We start from the raw sequence: 18,311 nt of genomic DNA, 5'->3' as shown, positions 1-18,311 counted from the left end.
CGTTATTTCTAATCCCAATCTTACAACAAAGGGATCCGCTTCTCCATTATGAATAAAAGACGCTTCAACCTTGGTATACCCAATTCGAATCGATTCACGTAAGCGACTCGTTCATAAATTCAAAAATACAGGGAACTGTATGGGGGAGGCTGAACAAAAAAATGAAAGGAGGAAAACCAATGCCAAGGATTGCCGTAGAACAACCGTATGAAGATGTCATGAATGCACTTGTGGCGAAAGGTTATGAAGCGAAAATGTTTACCACCGATGAAGATGTCACCGGCTATGATATCGGCGTCGTCCGTGCCATTAATGAAGGGAACACGCATGAATTCAACTTTCCAGTCATCACGATGAAGGGCATGTCGATTGACGACGTTGTCCACGCAGTTGAGCAGAAAGCAAACCTCCTCCAATAAGCATCCCCGAAAAAACAGAATCTATGGCAGCTGCCTTAGGTCTTATGTTCCCGCATCTACAGGACAGCCTGCCAATCGACTACCGATTGGCGGGCTGTATTGATTTCATGCATGGTAATAATACGTCTGACGTCTGCGAGATGCCTCCCGCTGTTCCGCCCTATACCTACGCTGAAATGCACGAAGTTCATCCAATTGTCCATTCATACGGGGATCCTGCGACATCATTTCCTTTAATTCGGAAGGACCAATTTTCCTCTTCACCTTTTCAATTTCATCCTCAAAAAATAATGACATGTCCATACCTCCTCCCTTTTGCTTGGCAAGGGATGACGGATTAGGCTATGCTCATTAATCGCCATTCCCCCGTTACCGTATAGTACGTCGATTTAACGACAGGACAAGAGGTAAGTGTACAGTTTTTATTATTTTCAATGAACTATAGTTATAGAACAATACGAAACAAGAATAGTAAACGATATGTCACCACTTCTTAAGATAACAGAACCTACGGCGGCCGCAGGTTCTGTTTTTTCATTAAGAATTACTAGGATTCCATTAAGATCGTGATGATGATGCCAAGCAAAATCCCTAGGAAGACCGTTGCTGAATATAGAAGAACCCGCTTCATTTACCCATCCTTCCGTCACTCTTTTAACCAATATATTAATGTACGGGACAAAACATGTAGCCTTGTACGAAAGATGCATCTACCTCAGTCTTAAGACGTATGTGAAAATCAATCATACGACTGGTAAGTTTTTCAATTGAATAAGGTAGAATAGAATAAAATGGGGTAGAAGGAGAATGAGAATGAATAAAATATTAGGGATTGCACTGCTGACGGGTTTTCTAGTCGTTTTCGGCATCTACGGGTATAACAAATGGTTTGCGAAGGCAAGTGGGAATGACGAAATTTCAATTGCTAAAGACAAGGCAGAAGCTCTGGATGTGGACATCGACTTCGGGGTTGGCACCCTATTCATCCAAGGCGGTTCCCCGGAATGGGTCAGTGGGGAATTCACCTACAATCACAAAAAACTTGAACCAAAAGTGACGTATAAGAAAAAGAAGGATATCGGCTCCGTCAAAATCAAGCAAGGCTCGAAGCCAACATTCGGTTTCAATAAACGCAAACTGAAAAACGAGTGGGACCTCCATCTGACAAATGAGATTCCTATCGACTTGGACGTTGACATGGGCGTTTCAACTTCGACACTAAATCTGAAAGGCCTTCAATTAAACAGCCTATCAGTCGATAGTGGCGTCGGTGAATCCGTTATCGACATGAGCGGCGATTGGAAAAAAGGTTTCCGTGCGGATATGGACTTAGGTGTTGGAGATGTAACCATCATCCTGCCAAAACAGACTGGCGTCAGAGTTAACGTTTCGAAAGGGATCGGTCGCGTTGACTTGAAAGACTTCACCATGCAAAACGATGGTGTTTATGTCAACGATGCATTTTCAGGGGCAGACGTAATTATCGACATTTCTCTCGACATCGGAGTCGGCGATGTCAAATTCAAGTTTTCCGAATGAATTGTGTCGGTGCCTGTGCGTGGTGCATTTATGACAATTCATTGAAATGAATAGAAATACATGCGGAAGCCATTGAATTGTTGAATTCAACGGCTTCCCTTTTCTATTATATACAATTGTAGTGTATAGTCTGAATTGCTTCGTGCACAGGCACCATAAAAATTATTGCACCTCGATTTTTGTACCGGCTAATAAATCACCTAGATGACGTTTGTCTTTACGAAATAGACCCATGCACAACAATACGAGTCCAAGCAACGATCCACCGTTTGCGACAATAATTGCGGTCATATCAAAACCGCTATACATACCATGGATCACACCTATATGCCCTAATTGCCAAGGTAAAAACTTGATAATATTTCTTAGTATAGCTGAGCTGAATTTATGCTGGTTGTACATCAGTTTCAATCCAGCGGCTCTTTTTCCAATTGATCCACCTTTGTAATCCAAATACGAAAACAATAGAATAATCGGTATCACCGAAGTAAATGTCGCGACAAGTTGAGATTGTGTCTCTGTATACTGTGGAATTTCCTTTAGAATTAAAAACATGATCACCAAGTTGACAATCAACAAAAGAACCAAGTAAGTAAGAATTACTGCATAATCAACAAGCAATTCTTTTAGCCTCTGTTTAATTTGAATGTTATTCATGAAACACCTCAATCCTTCGACTATCTGCTCGCTCCTTTTTTGCTGCATGTTATTATATTCTTCTCTGCTGACTATAGAATCTCCTCTTACAAATGGGCGTGGCCTAAAACTCGAGTAAACGTCTAAAGTAATATTCGAATTCACTTTATTTTCATTTTTCACTTGCAATTAAATCGAATTGCATGTAAACTGATAGTTAATTTAACAAAATCTTATTTCGCAAGTTTTGAAGTAAGGATAGAGGCGCAAAGACCATCAGTATACAATCTGAGGATAATGAGATCCTATGAAGGTTGTGGAAAGGGGAATTTGCCGAAGTGGAGAGAGGCTCATTTATCTCGAAGCTGGTTCTGGGTTGAACAAGTCCAGAATTGTCATATAGGAAACTATATGGAGGGCTATCTTATGCAATGAAATAATGTAGTTATTATTTCAAGCAACAACGAGCCCTCGTTGTTGCTTTTTGCGTTCATTTTCAACTGCCCTCTCCCCTCTAATTTTTTTCAAAAAAATTAATTATAGGAGTGGAGAACTAATGAACTTCGGACAAATCGTAACAGCAATGGTAACACCTTTTGACACAAACGGTGAAATTGATTTTGAAGCGACACGGAACTTGATCAATCATTTAATCACCAATGGATCGGATAGCTTGGTCGTATCAGGAACGACCGGAGAATCACCGACATTAACAAGTGAAGAAAAGGTCAAATTATTCAAGTTTACAGTTGATGTTGTAAACGGAAGAGTCCCGGTCATTGCCGGTACAGGCTCGAACAACACGAGAGAATCGATCGAACTGACAATGCAGGCAGAGGATGTAGGCGTGGACGCAATCATGCTCGTCGCTCCTTACTATAACAATCCTTGCCAAGAAGGAATCTATCAACACTTCACGACAATTGCGGCGGCAACCTCTTTACCAATCATGCTGTACAATGTCCCAGGACGCACTGTTGTGAATATCGATGTCGATACAGTCGTACGCCTTTCCACAATACCGAATATTGTTTCCATCAAAGAGGCGAGCGGCAATTTAGAGGCAATGGCCAAAATTATCGAGCAGACACCGCCAAGTTTTTCTTTATATAGCGGCGACGATGCATTGACACTTCCAGTCTTATCAATTGGCGGCACAGGGGTCGTTTCTGTATCCTCCCATGTGTTGGGGAATGAAATGCAAACGATGATCCGAAACTTCAAAATCGGCAATACTGTAGAAGCGGCAAGCAATCATCGCAGACTGGTGCCAATGATGAAAGCACTCTTTGCAGCACCAAACCCATCTCCAGTCAAAGCGGCTTTGAATCTGAAAGGAATCCCAGTCGGCGGAGTCCGTTTGCCTATGATTCCGTTGAATGAAGAGCAACAGTTTTCATTGCAACAGGCGCTATCTATGCATGAAGAAAAGGTTAATATAACAGCGTAAGGGATCGGCACATATATGAATAACCCATCGGCGAGGCTACCTCAAGGATGGGTTATTTTTTATGTTGAAATGACAATACGAGGAATTTCATTCTATAGATTGTTCAGCAACCACTGTTACCCCGTAACTTCTTCTTTTCATTACCAAAAATCCAAATGTGAATGTGAGTAACATCAACATATATGCACAAAACATTATCGTCGTCCCGTTACCGACGAATGGCAACACTCTCACTGCCCCATAAACAAATGCCAGCATATAGTGCTGCGATAACAATGCCAACTCCATACTTCTTGAAGTTCCATCCAGCACGACAAACTGCCAAACAAACAAGATGAACGAGATCAACCAAACGGAATTTCCTATTATAAAACTTTTCCAAACAGGCATATCCAATTTAGAATATTGAGCACCTACATAGAACCAAAATACTAAAAGCACAAATTGCATTATAAAAGGAAACAAAGGAATCACCATTACATTTACCAAAAACCCATAAACGAACGGCACCAATAGCAATACGAAGTGCAACATATAACTCCTTAAACTCTTCATCCCAATCTCCCCCAAACGCCTCGTCTAAAGTAGTCATTCTACAACTATCCTGAAAGTCCTTTATTTAACTTTGTTCGTTAAATCATATCGCCTTTACTCCGGCCAATAAAACCCCTCCACCGGTACATCAAATAGCATAAACATATCCTTGAAATACGTTTCATCCACCAATTTGTCCAACACACCTTTGAAATACCTAGGCAGACTACGAATGGCTTTCCGTTCCTTTCAATAAAATACGAGCCGCCAGTCTCCGTTACATTCGAACGACTGGAACAACTCGAATAAACTACGTATAATAGGGGTATAGAATGTATATAGTAAAAAGGACCGCCCAATGGTTGCACATTGAACGGTCAATATAATAGCGTAGGTTCCCTAAGGGGATCGGCACAGAGATGAAATAATCCATCCTACACGAGCGATCAACTCAAGGATGGATTATTTTTTATGGTGAAATGACAATACGGCTACGATTAATGCTGCGAAAGTAAATACGAGCAAATCGAACTGCGAAGGGTTCGATTTGCCGTATTTCTGCGTCCTTTGCAGAAATTAAGGCATTAGCACTTTATTCGGGACGTCGCGAACTTAGACTGCACTTCACAGGAAAATGGCCGAAACCGTAATATTAAACCGAAGTCCCCTTCGTCCTCAAATCTTCCACTTTCCGAATATAATCCTTCAAATAATCCATAGTCTCAGGATTCCCGTACACCTCTTCAGGCGTCATCCAATACACAGCCGCCACCTCATCAGCACTGGCCGCATACGGTTCACCGCTAAATTCCTCACACAAAAAGATTACATTTACAACGGGCTCCTCTTGATCCGTCACAAAGCTTGTACTATGCACATATTGTGGACGCCCTTCAATAACAAGCCCAACTTCCTCCTTCACTTCCCGCGCAATGGTACGCTCTAATATGTCCGATGAAGCACCTTCGAGCTCAACTTTCCCGCCAACCAATCCTATTCCGCCAGGCTCGTGTTCTTCCTCCTCGCTTCGCTTGCATAGTAAATAACGGCCATCCTTGTATATGGCTGCTTCTGTGTTGACGATGAACATGTTTGATCGCTCCAATCCCACTTCATTGTTATTTCGGGTATATTAACTCAACCATTCTCTGAAATATATATGATTCATTATCCAGAATTAAGTCCATGCTAATCTTTTCTTCAAAGCTATCGCCAATAAACAACAATTCTCTTGTTCCATGATGCATTTCCAATCTATAGGCATCAAATTCAAAAGAACTTACCTTATCCGCCATGTCGATAAAGCGATTATCTAGATTTACTAACGCGTTGTCCGATAGACGATTAACTAATTTCCACAAAATATATTCTTCCTCTGATTTCGTGTGTAATTCTGCGAGTGAGTTGGCCTGCAGAAAAGAACTAGAAGGAACCATTGTATAGTTATTAACTGTATAGCCCTTCCCAGTAATTTTCTTTAATGTCCAATTTTCAATCGCAAAATTTATATACTCGCCTTCGACCTCAACTTTTTTAATCGAACCAAAATAGTTAATCTCGTTTATAGACTCTTCGTAGCAAGCAATAAATTGAATGTGATGCCAACCCTCTTTTAAGTCAGCAATTTTTAACTTGTACACCTTCGCGGATAAAAGCCTTTGAATATCTTCATTATTAATGAAAGTACAAATTAGCACATAATCTGTTGAGTACATATCAACTGATTCCAGTGATCCCTTTGGCAATATGCCTTCTCGCTGAAGTTCTTCTGGACTTTTATTCAATAAACTATCTATGAATCGGTTCACCAACGTCGTATGGTTTGGCAAAAAAGGAAGTCCGCCTATATTAACGCTATTAATACTACGATAGAGCTGATGGTTCTCATAAGCCTTTTCATCATGCCAAGGAAACAAAACGTAAGCGCCAAAAGCAGTACGCTCATAGCTGCCGGAAGTGTTAATCACTAAAGAATCCCGATATCGATGCATCGTATTTATATCGTCTTGCATTGGTCCTGGCATGCTGCTCGTTTCAAAGTCAATTCGATATTTTGCATCAAAGACATACTGGTATTGATAGTCCTTCCCTTTCTTGCCTATACTCAACATTGAATCTGGCTTCTGCTGAACGGTAGGCACTTTATTGCTTGAAGTATCATACTGGTATTTAAGTGTAATTTCTTCTCCTGTTACAGGATGGACATACTTTCTTTCCGCCGTTTTAGACTTGTCCAAATTCACAAAAAGGCCATCTGTATTAACTTTTACAACATCTTGGCTTTTTTGCTCACATTTTTCAGCCAAAATCTGCCCTAGCTTTAAAAACGTCCAATACTCATACAATGTTGCTATGTCTTTAACAGACATTTTATAGATCTCACCTTGCAGAATGATGCTTTTGCTAATCGTTGTATATACAACTAATACTTCACGGTATCCAGGCGCCATTTGCAAAACCAAACTAACGATTGATCGGTCAAGTTTTCCAATGGTCCGCCAAAACGTATTCTTTTGCCGCTTTTCAATGTCAGATATCATTTGATCCAATTTGCCAATCAATTCATTGTCTAATTTACTGTATCCCCATGGAGTAGCAGCCTCAATTACCCTTTTCAATTCTTTCAGACGAATAATGATTCTTGCCATTGTCCATTTCACATATCGATTTTCATGAGTGTCAGCAGTATGCTGCTTTTTCATTAGAACACCTTTTGAAGGCATAACTGTCCTATCACCGATTTGTATTCCATTCGGTACGTCTTCAAATCGACTGGCATTTCGACGTAAATAAGCTAATGCTCTCTGATCCGGCTTTCTTAATTTGCTGCCACGAACTTCAACATAATTCTTCTTGAGTTGATGATGGGATGCTCTTTCAATACGATCAATTGCTTGAATATATTGTTCGAAATGGAGTTGCATTAATCGATAAAACTCAGAAAGTGAAGGATCCTTATAGATCATCGCGCTTCCTTGCAGATAGGTTCGTTTAATAAAGTGATAGGCCAAATTATAGATTTCCTCACTCACTTCATTCAACAGCGCTTTGTAGTCTTTCTTATAATCCAGCTTGGTTGGATAGACTTCTAGCATAATATCCACTAGACGACGATCACTGGAATCCCGGATTTCAAAAGATGTAAGGCCAACTTCGTTTCTAAAATGAAGGATACCTGTTAGTAAATTGACCCTAGATACCTTGGAAATTGCATCACGGAATTGAGGATACTCATGATAAAACCTCAATTCTTCTTCTGTCTTAGGAATAATAATTAGCTCGTACTGTCCATTTTCAAAAAAGACAGGAATAAATTCCTGCCCTGAATAGGTTTTTAGCTCTTCGCTTAATACATCATATATTTGTATGGACACCAAATTCTCCGCACGGCACTGAAACTTCATATAATCCTCTACCTTAAAAGAACTATACCCTCGAAGTTTTCTATATTGCGGATGCTCTGCAGGTCCTTTAATTACACATGTAAGATCCGAGGTTTCAATGATTACCAACTCTTTGTCTTTAGGAGATCCAGAAAGAGGTAAAGCCATCCGTTTGGTACCTCCTTAACATTTCCACTATCTTTTTGGTGCTACGTGGATAATCAACCGAAGCTTGTACATTTGTAGCATCGAAAGAAATACCAGTAAATTGCTCATATAATTGTTGTAAAACTAACTCAATCCGGCTATCTCCGCCTGTAATTCGAGGCAATACCTTTTGCATAATACACAAATCAAATGCTTCCTCTTCGTCCAATAATCCTCCGTCTTGACTGTGTACCATGTAAAAACAAATCTCATCCCGCACCCGATATCCTACCTGGGCATTTATCAATTCTAGTTTACGATTTATGTCATCTAGTTTTTGAGAAACCTTCTGTATCAAATACATGTGAGTAGAATAAATATCCTTCAAGGTAATAAAGGTGGGCTTAAGTTGATCATTTGTAACATGTATTGGATCCACCGTTTCATCGCTGCCTTCTAGAAAATCAAAGTTATTAAGATCAACTTCATTGAATTCAATTGTATTTGCTCGATCAAGCACCTTTTTACTGAATGGGTGAGTAGTTTCATCCATATTGACAGTACCGATAACGTAAAGATTTTCGGGTAATCCAATTGATCGCCCCATGTATTTTTCATCCAATAAGGTAGATGATATAATTTCATCTCCATCTCGTCTACGGCTCTCCATTACACTAAGCAAATCGCTAAAGTAATACTCAACCCTGGCCAAATTCATTTCATCTAATAGAACGAAATGAGGCAGATTAGGGTGATCTAATGCATGCTCAATCATTTCGGTAAGAGGCCCTTTTTTAAAATCACCCTTTAAATCTACATAGCCCAATAACTCCGAACTGTCGCTCCAGTCAGGTCTTACAGGAATTAATTTGAACTGGCCGCTGTCTTCTGTTGCACCTATACTCTCTGCAAATAGCTGGACAATCTTAGTCTTTCCGGTGCCGGAAATTCCCGAGATGATGACGAAGGGTTTGCTGCGTAGCGAGAGATAAAGGTTCATTATATTAGACAAAGAATAACAAAATCCCCCGGAAGTAATATACGAATATACATGATTTACAAAATCTACGCTTTCCAACATTTCTTCGACTGTTTCATCTAACCCAGAAGGAACGCCATCACTCTCCAATGATAACAGTGTACTTAGCCTTGTATATTTGATTGGATTACCTTTTCCCTTATGTATACTGCTCACATCTTTTCCAATAAGGTCATTCCTCATTTCCTCGCGGCTAACATGTCCCTTGAGGAAATATCTTGTTGGCTTTCGTTTTGGTATTTCTTCTTCATAGCCTTCAAAATCATATACTTCAATTATTCTATTTTGATAAACCGCACAATAATACTTTAGATCTCTACTTTCGGTTCTACCGAAGCTAGCCACCCAACTGTAACTTGTTGCATTATAAAGTTCTTCAGGTGTCATTTCGTCTTTGTAAGATCTATTGATTTTTATTAAGACTACGTCTTTTACATTCTTCTTAGTTGAATTATTAATTAGGTTCTCCTCCTTTATATATATAATTATTATGTCTTAGGGTTGGAGATGTTTCTTACCCAGACTCTAATCGGTACTGAGCCATATTAGACCTCGTATACCTATTCCCCCTAAATATTTGGACTATTTAAAGGATAGCACATTAAGATGTAGCTAAGAAATATCAAATTAATGTATATAGGAGCAACTGTAAATATTAGCTAGATACTTTTTCCGATTTTAACTAAATTACACTTTGACAATTCTTTGTAATACCAAGTTACTATAAGTTTTACGTTTGACTCAATCTAATGAGGGAATATCAAAAATAAAAAGGTGAAAATTAATGGCTGACAATATGTCTAAAGAACAACGCAGCAAAACAATGAGCAAAATAAAATCAAAATCTAAGCTTGAGAATATGTTTGCCAGTGCCCTTTGGAGAAAAGGTCTGCGGTTCCGCCGCAATGTTAAATCATTAAAAGGCACCCCGGACATAGCAATTGTCAAGTACCGTATCGTCATTTTCGTAGATTCTTGTTTTTGGCATGTTTGTCCAGAACATTTTAATCAACCCAAAAGCAACGAGGAGTATTGGAACAAAAAATTAAAACGGAATGTTGAGAGGGATGCGGAGATTAATGCTTATTACATAGAAAAGAATTGGAACATTAAAAGGATATGGGAACATGAAATAAGAAGTGATATTAGCAAAGCCGTTGATGATACATTGAAATTTATTAAAGCAGCTAAAGATAATAAAACATGAATGTGTTCATACAATAACTCATCACAAATACCGCTCGCTTATTTTTCTAGCAAGCGGTTCTGTACATATAGACATCAATAAGTTCGATTTTATAATTTACAATCTTCCCGACGTTAAAAACAAGCCATAAACATTTTTACGATGATATTGAATGCTCTCAATGGAGGGCTTCAAGAAATCAGTTGTTGGAAGAAAGATTGGTTCTCCATCAAGACTTTTTAGAAAATCGCTCTCAACTTCGGGGTGTACGGATATTGTATAGTCATCATTTAAAGTAAAGAACCCTTTATCAAATGACCAATGAATGTCACGACTTAACGCTAAGCCATTGTTAGGCATGAAGAGTCCTCCATGACTTTTCGGCCAAATATGTGCAGCCTCCAAATTCAGGAATCTACCATACTGAATAACATTTCTAGTCACAGCGCATCTGTTTTCATAAGCTACCATAGTAAAATCTCTAAAGCTGATAGATGTAAATAGATCTGAAAGTTGAGTATCTGAAGTATAGATTTTCTTAGTAACACTCGTGTCCACTACTGTTCGTATTGGGGCATCAGTTTGATAAATCCTACTAATTCTAGCTTCAATTTCCTCCAGAGGTTCCTCATAAATAGCATGCCCTCCAAGAATAGAAGATGATTCAATAATATCCCTACAAGTTACATATAACTCTGTGTTCGCAGGTGTAATTCTATCAGCGTAATAGACAACTTGCCTTTCTACTTCACCCGTAACACCCGTATTTTCAACTGTGATAATAGCTTTTTTAAATATGATTATGTCATTAGTTTCGAATAAATACTGGTTCATTTCCAGTGCATTGTTTAAGTAAATCCTGTATTCGTTCCTCGGTCTTGCTGATGTGCTGCCATGATATTTGTCGTTATGATAAATATAATTACAGTAAATCTTTTCAAGATTACTTGCATATACAGGAATGATTGGTAGTAATGATGAATCATTTTTAACTGCCTCTGATAGTGGAGGAAAAAAAGAGAGTACTCTAGAATCTTTTGATATATAAATATATCTTCCTCGCGTTGCTCTATCCCCAGGATGTGCAATGCTACCTAATTCCTGATGCCCTAATTTTTTTAGATAATACGTCATTACATTTCCTCCCATTCTATATCGGCAATTATAACATAAAAAAGAGAAGCTATTGAAGCTTCTCCGAATTTTATAACAACGACTCTAATGCCAATGCCAACTTTTCTGAAAACCTAGGAGGAACAGCATTACCAATCATTTTATAATTGTCACCAGTACTAGAAATGAATATATAATCATCATCAAATGTTTGCAGTCGAGCAGCTTCTCTCACAGTTATTGACCGGGATTGTATAGAATCGGGATGTATATGCCTTAACCCATCTTTATATAAATGAGCGGGAATAGTATTGCTTGGTTTGTCCCACCGTAACACAAAATATTTATGCACATTTGAGGTCTTTCCTGTTATCTCTGTATAGAGCTGTTTTAGTGATTCGCTTGAAACATATTCGCAACGGCCACTTTCGATATCTTCACAAAGCAACTTGAAAACATTTATGTCCCGTGAATTGTGATAACGCGGAAGATGGTTTTCAACCTTTGCAGTAAGATCATGAGAATAATTTCTTCCTCCAACCCTTACTTCTTTATCTAAAGGAAGGAGTTTGGGAAGATCAGCAATCGCATCGTAAACATTTTTTGGTTTTTCTTTATACTTCGGCAGTTGCTCCATATAGAAAGACTTCAACAGCCCCTGAATATCGGAATATGAATCTTTACGTAGTCCAATAATTATAACGCGTTTTCTTTTTTGCGGTACACCGTATTCCGATAAGTCTAGTAGCGCAAATTGCTTTAAGTCTTCTATTATTTCGTATCCACACTCTTCAATTTGTTTTTTTATTAGGTCAGTTACTTGAATCCCCCCCGGCTTAGCGCTAAGCATTCCAGGAACATTTTCAAACACAAATAGCTTTGGACGATATCTTCTGACAATTTTTAAATAACTTTCAAATAAATAATTCCTGTAGTCATCCCGCATTCCATTTGCATCTCTTATTCTACCTGCCATTGAATATGCTTGGCATGGTGGACCTCCAATAATCAGATCCAAAGACTGATTATTTAGGAGGGAATCTAATCCTTCGTGCGAACCATACTCAACATCGTCTGACCAACCTTCAAATAGTTCTTCAGTTCGTTGTATATCAAACCGTAACACGCGGGTTTCTGCATCTGACATATTCCATTTTTCAACTAACCGGTTTACTAAGTTTTCTACTTGAGGCTTTTCCCATTCGACAGCAGCTAGCATATTAAAATGTTTATTTTTTTTAAATCCTTCTGAGAGTCCTCCGCAACCTGCGAAGATATCGATAAAATTATATTGCTTCATTGCTCCTCCCCGTCTGATAATAAGTATTTTTTTAGTTGTAGACCTAAATGATAGCCAAGTAAAGGAGGCACAGCGTTACCAACTTGCTTATATTGCTCAGTTTTATTTCCATAGAAAACAAAGTCATCAGGAAAAGACTGTAAACGAGCATTTTCTCTAACAGTAGGTACTCGATTGTACTTGTAATGAAAGTGGTTTCTGTGCCCAGTATCTATGGTTTTAGAAGGTTTCTGACTGTGATAGCGGGTCCATGCTTCATTAAATTTACGGCTTTCTCCTACGCCTGGTGGTAAGTCTTTATGGTTTCCACCTTCCGGCACTTGTGATATCACGTTAATAACTTCTGGTGTATGTTTTGTACCCAAATGGTTATATAAATGAGTTGCTTTCTTTCTCATCATTCTTTGATAAGCAGTTTTCGGGGGATTTATATACTCGCTTACATCACTACCCAAATCATCCTCAAAATCATGCAAATCACTTATGGCATCCGAACAGGTTACATAGTTATCCTGATTACGGACAGGTTCCGGAAATTCAAACTTCATGCCGTTCTTTAAACCAACAATAAATAGACGCTTCCTGATTTGGGGAATTCCATAATCTGGGGCGTATAGAATTTCAGTATTCATCTCGTAGCCCAAATCAGTAAATTCTTTAATAATGGCTTCTTTCGCTTTTCCTTTATATAAAGTGGCTAAGCCAGGTACATTCTCTAACACAAATGCCTTAGGTTGAAAAAAGTTAACTGCTTCAACCATGGCTTTAAACAACTTATTGCGTTCATCATTTTCATCTCGTGAGCCAGTGAGCGAAAACCCTTGGCAAGGAGGCCCCCCAATTATCAAATCAATTCTTTTATTATTAGTAAGACTAGCCATCTCTAATATCGTTGAACCTTGGAATAGGTCTCCATCCATTGCTATTGCACCATCATGGTTCTCTTTAAAAGTCTCGAGTGCTGGAATGTTATTATCAACTCCTAAGAGAACCTTATATCCAGCATCAATAAAACCTTTTGATAAACCACCGCAACCACAAAACATATCAATGACGGTTGGTTTCTTGTTACACAATACACTTCATCTCCAATTACTAGATCAATAATGGTCAAATTGTTTAAACTAACTTCTATCGTATTCACTTATGAACCTTATAATCTTCAGGCTTTTCATTAATGAACATGCGATTAAACTCACAATCAACAATATATTTTAGGGCTTGGGCTTTGGAGACTTTCCCTATATTATTCTCTTGTAATGATTCCGCAATGTTCTCAAGTCTCCTCATAGTTTCAGTATCAATTCGAACCGTGGTATATCTACTCACAATTTGTCACCTCTTTCATTATAACATTTGTAATTATCATAATACATCATGTAACACTTTGTTTCAATATGTATTAATATTTCTGAATATCCCTCCGGTGTTGGGTTTTCAACGCATTTATGCGGAGAGTTAAACATAGGTTCTCGGGACTCATGTTGATATTTGTATATTCCGCCTTTGTTTGGACACCCTAACCATAAATTTGAAAGGGTGTGTATTCCGATGATGCCAGAACGGGAACTTTTTGCGGAGTTGAATGAGGATCAGTTGAAGGCATTGAGTGCTTTGGAGGATGAGCTGGGTGTGACGCTTGTTGCGTATGAAAGTCCGATGCATGATGATCACCACATTGTAGAGTCGGATGTATAATTGAGGAGGACTATCTTTGGGTAGTCCTTTTTTTGATGTACTACTAAATTCATCACTGTTTGACTACATTTGAACGCATTTTATTACAAAAAAATTGAAAGCCTCTATCTTAGATTACCAAGTAATCCTTGATTAAGGCTTTTCAAAGGTTCTTCATATTAGTTAGGAAGATTTAGTTGCCATGAAACTCCGAAGCGATCATTTAGCCAGCCGAACTTTTTACTGAAACCATAATCACCTAAAGGCATGAGTGCTGATCCACCCTCGATGAGTTCATGATAAAGATTGTCAAGTTCCTCTTCAGTATCACAAGTCACAAAAATTGAGAATGAAGGTGTGAATGAAAACTGATGCTTTACGCTACTGTCAATACACATGAATTCTTGCCCTTTTAGCGTAAAAGTAGCCTGCATGACAGTTCCTTCTTTCCCTGATTCGCCAGGTCCGTATCGAACAATGCTTGTAATTTGTGAATCCTCAATGAGGGATGTGTAATAATTCATCGCTTCTTCTGCATTATCTTCCTGAAACATTAAGAATGATGCTATCTTCTTCATTAAACATCTACACCTTTCCATCGCTATCCTCTAAAGTATAATTCATTTCTTATAAAAGTATCCATTCTACACGTTAATTACTCAAGCCGTCTTTATGTGAGTAGTACTTCCCCACTCACTCCTCATATACTGGTATCGATTGTGTACTTTCCTATAGAGGAGGAATGGCGTGGATATTACCGTGCGACGGGGAGATTCGCTGTGGTATTATAGCCAGTTATTTAGAGTTCCGCTTCAATTGATCATAGATTCGAATCGTGATGTAAATTTGGAGGTTCTCTCGGTCGGGCAACGTATCCGAATCCCGGGATATGTGGCGTTCGAAGTGCAAATCAATCAGGGTGACTCCTTATGGTTGATTGCGCAGCGAAGAAATATTCCTCTCGATGCGATTTTTCTTGTGAATCCAACACTCAATCCAAACCGCCTGCAAGTCGGGCAGACGATCCGGGTTCCCTTGCGGATCACGTGGAGGCTCGTCAACGGTGGGCAGACGTATAGCTATGCGATGATGATCAATGACTTGAGAAGGCTTCAATCTGTGTATCCCTTCATCCTGAGCACGTCAATCGGGAATTCGGTTCTCGGAAGGAACATTCCTGAGATACGACTTGGCACCGGTCCGAAACGGGTTCATTACAATGCTTCCTTCCATGCGAATGAATGGATCACGACACCTGTCGTCATGACTTTCCTCAATGACTATTTGCTTTCACTAACAAATCAAACTCCGATACGCGGACTGTCCACTTTTCCTCTGTACCAACAATCCACCTTGTCCATTGTCCCAATGGTGAATCCTGACGGTGTGACACTTGTGCAGGAAGGGCCGCCGGAGACGGAGCCATGGAGAACGAGAGTCGTAGAATGGAACAACGGCAGCACGGATTTCTCTGGATGGAAAGCGAATATACGTGGTGTCGATTTGAACGATCAGTTTCCGGCAAATTGGGAGTTGGAACGGGAACGTAATCCGAAAACCCCGGGACCTCGAGATTATGGTGGAGAACGACCACTTTCGGAACCTGAAGCCATAGCGATGGCAGACCTGACGAGGGAACGGGATTTCGCGTGGGTGCTCGCGTTCCATACGCAAGGTGAGGTCATCTATTGGGGGTATCAGGGACTTGAGCCGTCTGAGTCGGAAGCGATGGTCAATGAATTTAGCCGGGTAAGCGGCTATGAGCCTGTCCAAACAATTGAAAGCTATGCCGGCTATAAGGATTGGTTTATTCAAGATTGGCGAAGACCAGGATTCACCGTCGAGCTAGGATTTGGAGTTAATCCATTGCCAATTGAACAGTTTGGTGAGATTTATCAGGAAGCGTTGGGCATTTTTCTAGCTGGATTGTATTTGTAGGGTAACTAGTATGCGCTGCAGCGAGTTTATGCGTGTTTCCAGCGGTTTATGCGTGGATATTACAATATATGCGTTTTTACCTGGATTTATAAGCTTTTGAAGGGATTTATACGTGTTTCTGGCGAGTTATGCGTAGATTAATGGATTTATGCGTTGTTAGGATCTATTCCACCAAAAAACCTCACTTCACGTGAGGTTTAGTCCCTTTCGAGCGGCATGGAGCAGCAGCGGAAGGAGCCGCCGGATTTGATGATTTCGGAGAAGTCGACTTCGATGACTTCGAATCCGTGGGCGCGCATGGCGGCGTTCACTTGTTTGTTTTGCGGGAGGCTGAATACTTTGTTGCCTCCTATTGATAAGACGTTAGTGCCCATCGTAAATTGTTCTTCAGGAGACACTTCGATCAGCTTATATGATTGCGATAGTGTTTCGACCATGTCTGCTGAAAGTGCTTCCGGGAAGATGAGTCCGATTTCAGGCGACAGTATGTTGAATACACAATCCAGATGTAAGTATTTTTCATTAAAAGGCACGCGGATGATGTTGTGTTCCGGCAGATCTTGTTGTAAATTGCGGACTGCCTCCTCGGATGTTCGACTGCTGATACCGACGTACACTTTGTCGCGATCGACGATGACATCTCCCCCTTCGACCCGGTCAGTAGTCGTCTGGTATGGGATGTTTTCGTCTTCCAGGAAACCCTCGAGTGCCTCTTCCTCGCCTTTTCTAATATCGCTCGCCATTTCGGCGACGAATATTTCCTCTCCGACTGTGAAGCCGATGTCTCGCGTGAATACTTGCTCGGGGAATCGTTTGGATGAAGGCAGTTTGATCACTTCCACGCCGTGTTCAAGGAGTAGCTTTTCGAACTCCTCGTGCTGCTTCATCGCCAATTCCACGTCGATGTTTTCGTCTGCATATTCCTTTTGTGTGTAGTTGATAATATCTTCGATTGCCATAAATTTAGGTTGACATAGAATGACTCGCTTCAATGGGTCATATTCTGTATTGCACTTCGTTTTTGATTTATCGTCCACTGGGGAACTCATGCTTTCATCCTCCACATTCTTATTATCCTTCAAAACTATTCCCTCTTCCATTCAAACTAAACCAGTAGTTTAGGGTCTCCTGAGGAGGGAATGGATAACTAATTAAGGTCGGGGGGAATAGATTTTGATTGAAGAAATTACAAATACATTATTGACGAAAGAGGATTTTGCAAATCGGTCTGATCTGCCGGAGTGGTTATTGGAGAGCTATCGGACATTCCGGGAAACTGTAACGGATAAGACGTTTCCGTGTTATTTTGGCATGGGTGGCGAAATAAAAGGTGAGCTGCGGTATGCGTATGTGACGCAGAAGGATTGGTCGAATTTGCCTTCCGCACTTTATGCATTTTTGAAGTTATTCGAGGATCCGATGCATAAACGGCATGGTCTGTTCGTCTTCGTGGAGCCTTTTGAAGCGGAAAGTGATTTAGAGGCGTACCGCAAGCAGTTCTGGGACGTTTTGCAATACTTGCATGACGTAGATAAGGTCGAATGGCCAGCCGACAGCCCTCGGGATCCAGAGCATTACTTATGGGATTTCCATTTTGGCGGAGAGCCGATTTTCGTGTTCGGAAATGCCCCTGCCTATAAGCAGCGGAAGACGAGGGATTTAGGGCAATCAATGGTGCTCGGCTTTCAACCTAGACGTATTTTCGAAGGATTGAAGGGCACCGAAAAAGGTGGCATCATGTCCCGCGAAAAGGTCCGTGAACGTGTCGAAGTGTGGGATCAATTGCCGAAGCATCCGGATATTAGCCATTACGGCGATCCGACACATAATGAATGGAAACAATTCTTCATCGGTGACGATGTTGAACCGATTGTCGGAAAATGTCCGTTTTCCCATAAAGAAATGAAAAGTGATTGAATGATGTAAAAAGGGGCCGAAGGATTATTTCGG

General features: G+C 40.0%; 18 protein-coding genes and 1 riboswitch. Of the genes, 7 read left to right on the top strand and 11 right to left on the bottom strand.

Going from position 1 to position 18,311, the window contains the following annotated elements:
• Positions 1-179: 179 nt before the first annotated feature.
• Positions 180-419, top strand: coding sequence for a YkuS family protein (locus OC538_RS12030; RefSeq protein ID WP_251695584.1), 240 nt, complete (start codon positions 180-182; stop codon positions 417-419).
• A 105-nt stretch (positions 420-524) separates the two neighbouring features.
• Here OC538_RS12030 and OC538_RS12025 read toward each other — a convergent pair whose 3' ends face one another.
• Positions 525-716, bottom strand: coding sequence for a hypothetical protein (locus OC538_RS12025; RefSeq protein ID WP_262175696.1), 192 nt, complete (start codon positions 714-716; stop codon positions 525-527).
• 516 nt (positions 717-1,232) lie between these two features.
• Between OC538_RS12025 and OC538_RS12020 the strand changes: the two genes are divergently transcribed.
• Positions 1,233-1,958 (top strand): toast rack family protein, encoded by a 726-nt coding sequence (locus tag OC538_RS12020; RefSeq protein ID WP_262175694.1) that lies wholly within the window; start codon positions 1,233-1,235, stop codon positions 1,956-1,958.
• 162 nt (positions 1,959-2,120) lie between these two features.
• Here OC538_RS12020 and OC538_RS12015 read toward each other — a convergent pair whose 3' ends face one another.
• On the bottom strand, positions 2,121-2,615 hold the full coding sequence (locus OC538_RS12015; protein WP_262175691.1) for an RDD family protein: 495 nt from the start codon (positions 2,613-2,615) through the stop codon (positions 2,121-2,123).
• Between the two features lie 230 nt (positions 2,616-2,845).
• Positions 2,846-3,024, top strand: a riboswitch (Lysine riboswitch).
• Between the two features lie 126 nt (positions 3,025-3,150).
• On the opposite strand from OC538_RS12015, the gene dapA reads away from it, so the two are divergent.
• Positions 3,151-4,044, top strand: coding sequence for a 4-hydroxy-tetrahydrodipicolinate synthase (dapA, locus tag OC538_RS12010; RefSeq protein ID WP_262175688.1), 894 nt, complete (start codon positions 3,151-3,153; stop codon positions 4,042-4,044).
• Positions 4,045-4,131: 87 nt separating this feature from the next.
• Here dapA and OC538_RS12005 read toward each other — a convergent pair whose 3' ends face one another.
• The 4 genes from OC538_RS12005 to OC538_RS11990 all read right to left on the bottom strand — a co-directional run bounded on the left by OC538_RS12005 (position 4,132) and on the right by OC538_RS11990 (position 9,534).
• Positions 4,132-4,599 carry a hypothetical protein gene (locus tag OC538_RS12005; protein ID WP_262175685.1) on the bottom strand — a complete coding sequence of 156 codons (468 nt, stop codon included), beginning with the start codon at positions 4,597-4,599 and terminating at the stop codon, positions 4,132-4,134.
• A 631-nt stretch (positions 4,600-5,230) separates the two neighbouring features.
• Positions 5,231-5,668: an NUDIX hydrolase gene (locus tag OC538_RS12000; RefSeq protein WP_262175682.1), complete on the bottom strand. Its 438-nt coding sequence runs from the start codon at positions 5,666-5,668 to the stop codon at positions 5,231-5,233.
• Positions 5,669-5,696: 28 nt separating this feature from the next.
• On the bottom strand, positions 5,697-8,129 hold the full coding sequence (locus tag OC538_RS11995) for a restriction endonuclease-like protein (RefSeq protein ID WP_262175680.1): 2,433 nt from the start codon (positions 8,127-8,129) through the stop codon (positions 5,697-5,699).
• Positions 8,101-9,534 carry an AAA family ATPase gene (locus OC538_RS11990; RefSeq protein ID WP_262175677.1) on the bottom strand — a complete coding sequence of 478 codons (1,434 nt, stop codon included), beginning with the start codon at positions 9,532-9,534 and terminating at the stop codon, positions 8,101-8,103. The genes OC538_RS11995 and OC538_RS11990 overlap by 29 nt, the downstream gene beginning before the upstream one ends.
• A 397-nt stretch (positions 9,535-9,931) precedes the next feature.
• Between OC538_RS11990 and OC538_RS11985 the strand changes: the two genes are divergently transcribed.
• On the top strand, positions 9,932-10,354 hold the full coding sequence (locus tag OC538_RS11985; RefSeq protein WP_262175674.1) for a very short patch repair endonuclease: 423 nt from the start codon (positions 9,932-9,934) through the stop codon (positions 10,352-10,354).
• 96 nt (positions 10,355-10,450) lie between these two features.
• On the opposite strand, the gene OC538_RS11980 is transcribed toward OC538_RS11985, so the two are convergent.
• The 3 genes from OC538_RS11980 to OC538_RS11970 all read right to left on the bottom strand — a co-directional run bounded on the left by OC538_RS11980 (position 10,451) and on the right by OC538_RS11970 (position 13,822).
• Complete coding sequence (locus OC538_RS11980) at positions 10,451-11,467, bottom strand: HNH endonuclease (protein ID WP_262175672.1); 1,017 nt, start codon at positions 11,465-11,467, stop codon at positions 10,451-10,453.
• Positions 11,468-11,537: 70 nt separating this feature from the next.
• The gene (locus OC538_RS11975; RefSeq protein ID WP_262175669.1) at positions 11,538-12,746 is read right to left on the bottom strand and encodes a DNA cytosine methyltransferase; all 1,209 of its coding nucleotides are present in this window, start codon (positions 12,744-12,746) and stop codon (positions 11,538-11,540) included.
• Positions 12,743-13,822 carry a DNA cytosine methyltransferase gene (locus tag OC538_RS11970; RefSeq protein ID WP_262175666.1) on the bottom strand — a complete coding sequence of 360 codons (1,080 nt, stop codon included), beginning with the start codon at positions 13,820-13,822 and terminating at the stop codon, positions 12,743-12,745. Before OC538_RS11970 ends, OC538_RS11975 begins: the two co-directional genes overlap by 4 nt.
• Before the next feature lie 475 nt (positions 13,823-14,297).
• Between OC538_RS11970 and OC538_RS11965 the strand changes: the two genes are divergently transcribed.
• Positions 14,298-14,444, top strand: a complete 147-nt coding sequence (locus OC538_RS11965; protein ID WP_251695594.1) for a hypothetical protein — start codon at positions 14,298-14,300, stop codon at positions 14,442-14,444.
• Between the two features lie 158 nt (positions 14,445-14,602).
• Here OC538_RS11965 and OC538_RS11960 read toward each other — a convergent pair whose 3' ends face one another.
• Entirely contained in the window at positions 14,603-15,001 is a 399-nt protein-coding gene (locus OC538_RS11960; protein ID WP_262175662.1) for a VOC family protein, read from the bottom strand.
• A gap of 169 nt (positions 15,002-15,170) precedes the next feature.
• Here OC538_RS11960 and OC538_RS11955 point away from each other — a divergent pair, with 169 nt between their 5' ends.
• Positions 15,171-16,361 carry a M14 family metallopeptidase gene (locus OC538_RS11955; RefSeq protein WP_262175660.1) on the top strand — a complete coding sequence of 397 codons (1,191 nt, stop codon included), beginning with the start codon at positions 15,171-15,173 and terminating at the stop codon, positions 16,359-16,361.
• 197 nt (positions 16,362-16,558) lie between these two features.
• On the opposite strand, the gene OC538_RS11950 is transcribed toward OC538_RS11955, so the two are convergent.
• On the bottom strand, positions 16,559-17,410 hold the full coding sequence (locus OC538_RS11950) for a dimethylarginine dimethylaminohydrolase family protein (protein ID WP_262177784.1): 852 nt from the start codon (positions 17,408-17,410) through the stop codon (positions 16,559-16,561).
• A 127-nt stretch (positions 17,411-17,537) separates the two neighbouring features.
• Here OC538_RS11950 and OC538_RS11945 point away from each other — a divergent pair, with 127 nt between their 5' ends.
• Positions 17,538-18,278 (top strand): YqcI/YcgG family protein, encoded by a 741-nt coding sequence (locus OC538_RS11945; protein ID WP_262177782.1) that lies wholly within the window; start codon positions 17,538-17,540, stop codon positions 18,276-18,278.
• The last annotated feature ends 33 nt before the right edge of the window (positions 18,279-18,311 follow it).

It is taken from the genome of Saccharococcus sp. Marseille-Q5394 (genome assembly GCF_946901335.1).
GTDB classification, from domain to species: Bacteria; Bacillota; Bacilli; order Bacillales_A; family Planococcaceae; genus Sporosarcina; species Sporosarcina luteola_C.
Note: the sequence above shows the minus strand (reverse complement) of the source record. Positions and strands in the feature narration are given on the sequence as shown.

Coding starts and splice junctions, on each gene's coding strand:
- OC538_RS12030 (WP_251695584.1), top strand. CDS start 180: ATGCCAAGGATTGCCGTAGAACAACCGTATGAAGATGTCATGAATGCA.
- OC538_RS12025 (WP_262175696.1), bottom strand. CDS start 716: ATGTCATTATTTTTTGAGGATGAAATTGAAAAGGTGAAGAGGAAAATT.
- OC538_RS12020 (WP_262175694.1), top strand. CDS start 1,233: ATGAATAAAATATTAGGGATTGCACTGCTGACGGGTTTTCTAGTCGTT.
- OC538_RS12015 (WP_262175691.1), bottom strand. CDS start 2,615: ATGAATAACATTCAAATTAAACAGAGGCTAAAAGAATTGCTTGTTGAT.
- dapA (WP_262175688.1), top strand. CDS start 3,151: ATGAACTTCGGACAAATCGTAACAGCAATGGTAACACCTTTTGACACA.
- OC538_RS12005 (WP_262175685.1), bottom strand. CDS start 4,599: ATGAAGAGTTTAAGGAGTTATATGTTGCACTTCGTATTGCTATTGGTG.
- OC538_RS12000 (WP_262175682.1), bottom strand. CDS start 5,668: ATGTTCATCGTCAACACAGAAGCAGCCATATACAAGGATGGCCGTTAT.
- OC538_RS11995 (WP_262175680.1), bottom strand. CDS start 8,129: ATGGCTTTACCTCTTTCTGGATCTCCTAAAGACAAAGAGTTGGTAATC.
- OC538_RS11990 (WP_262175677.1), bottom strand. CDS start 9,534: ATGACACCTGAAGAACTTTATAATGCAACAAGTTACAGTTGGGTGGCT.
- OC538_RS11985 (WP_262175674.1), top strand. CDS start 9,932: ATGGCTGACAATATGTCTAAAGAACAACGCAGCAAAACAATGAGCAAA.
- OC538_RS11980 (WP_262175672.1), bottom strand. CDS start 11,467: ATGACGTATTATCTAAAAAAATTAGGGCATCAGGAATTAGGTAGCATT.
- OC538_RS11975 (WP_262175669.1), bottom strand. CDS start 12,746: ATGAAGCAATATAATTTTATCGATATCTTCGCAGGTTGCGGAGGACTC.
- OC538_RS11965 (WP_251695594.1), top strand. CDS start 14,298: ATGATGCCAGAACGGGAACTTTTTGCGGAGTTGAATGAGGATCAGTTG.
- OC538_RS11960 (WP_262175662.1), bottom strand. CDS start 15,001: ATGAAGAAGATAGCATCATTCTTAATGTTTCAGGAAGATAATGCAGAA.
- OC538_RS11950 (WP_262177784.1), bottom strand. CDS start 17,410: ATGAGTTCCCCAGTGGACGATAAATCAAAAACGAAGTGCAATACAGAA.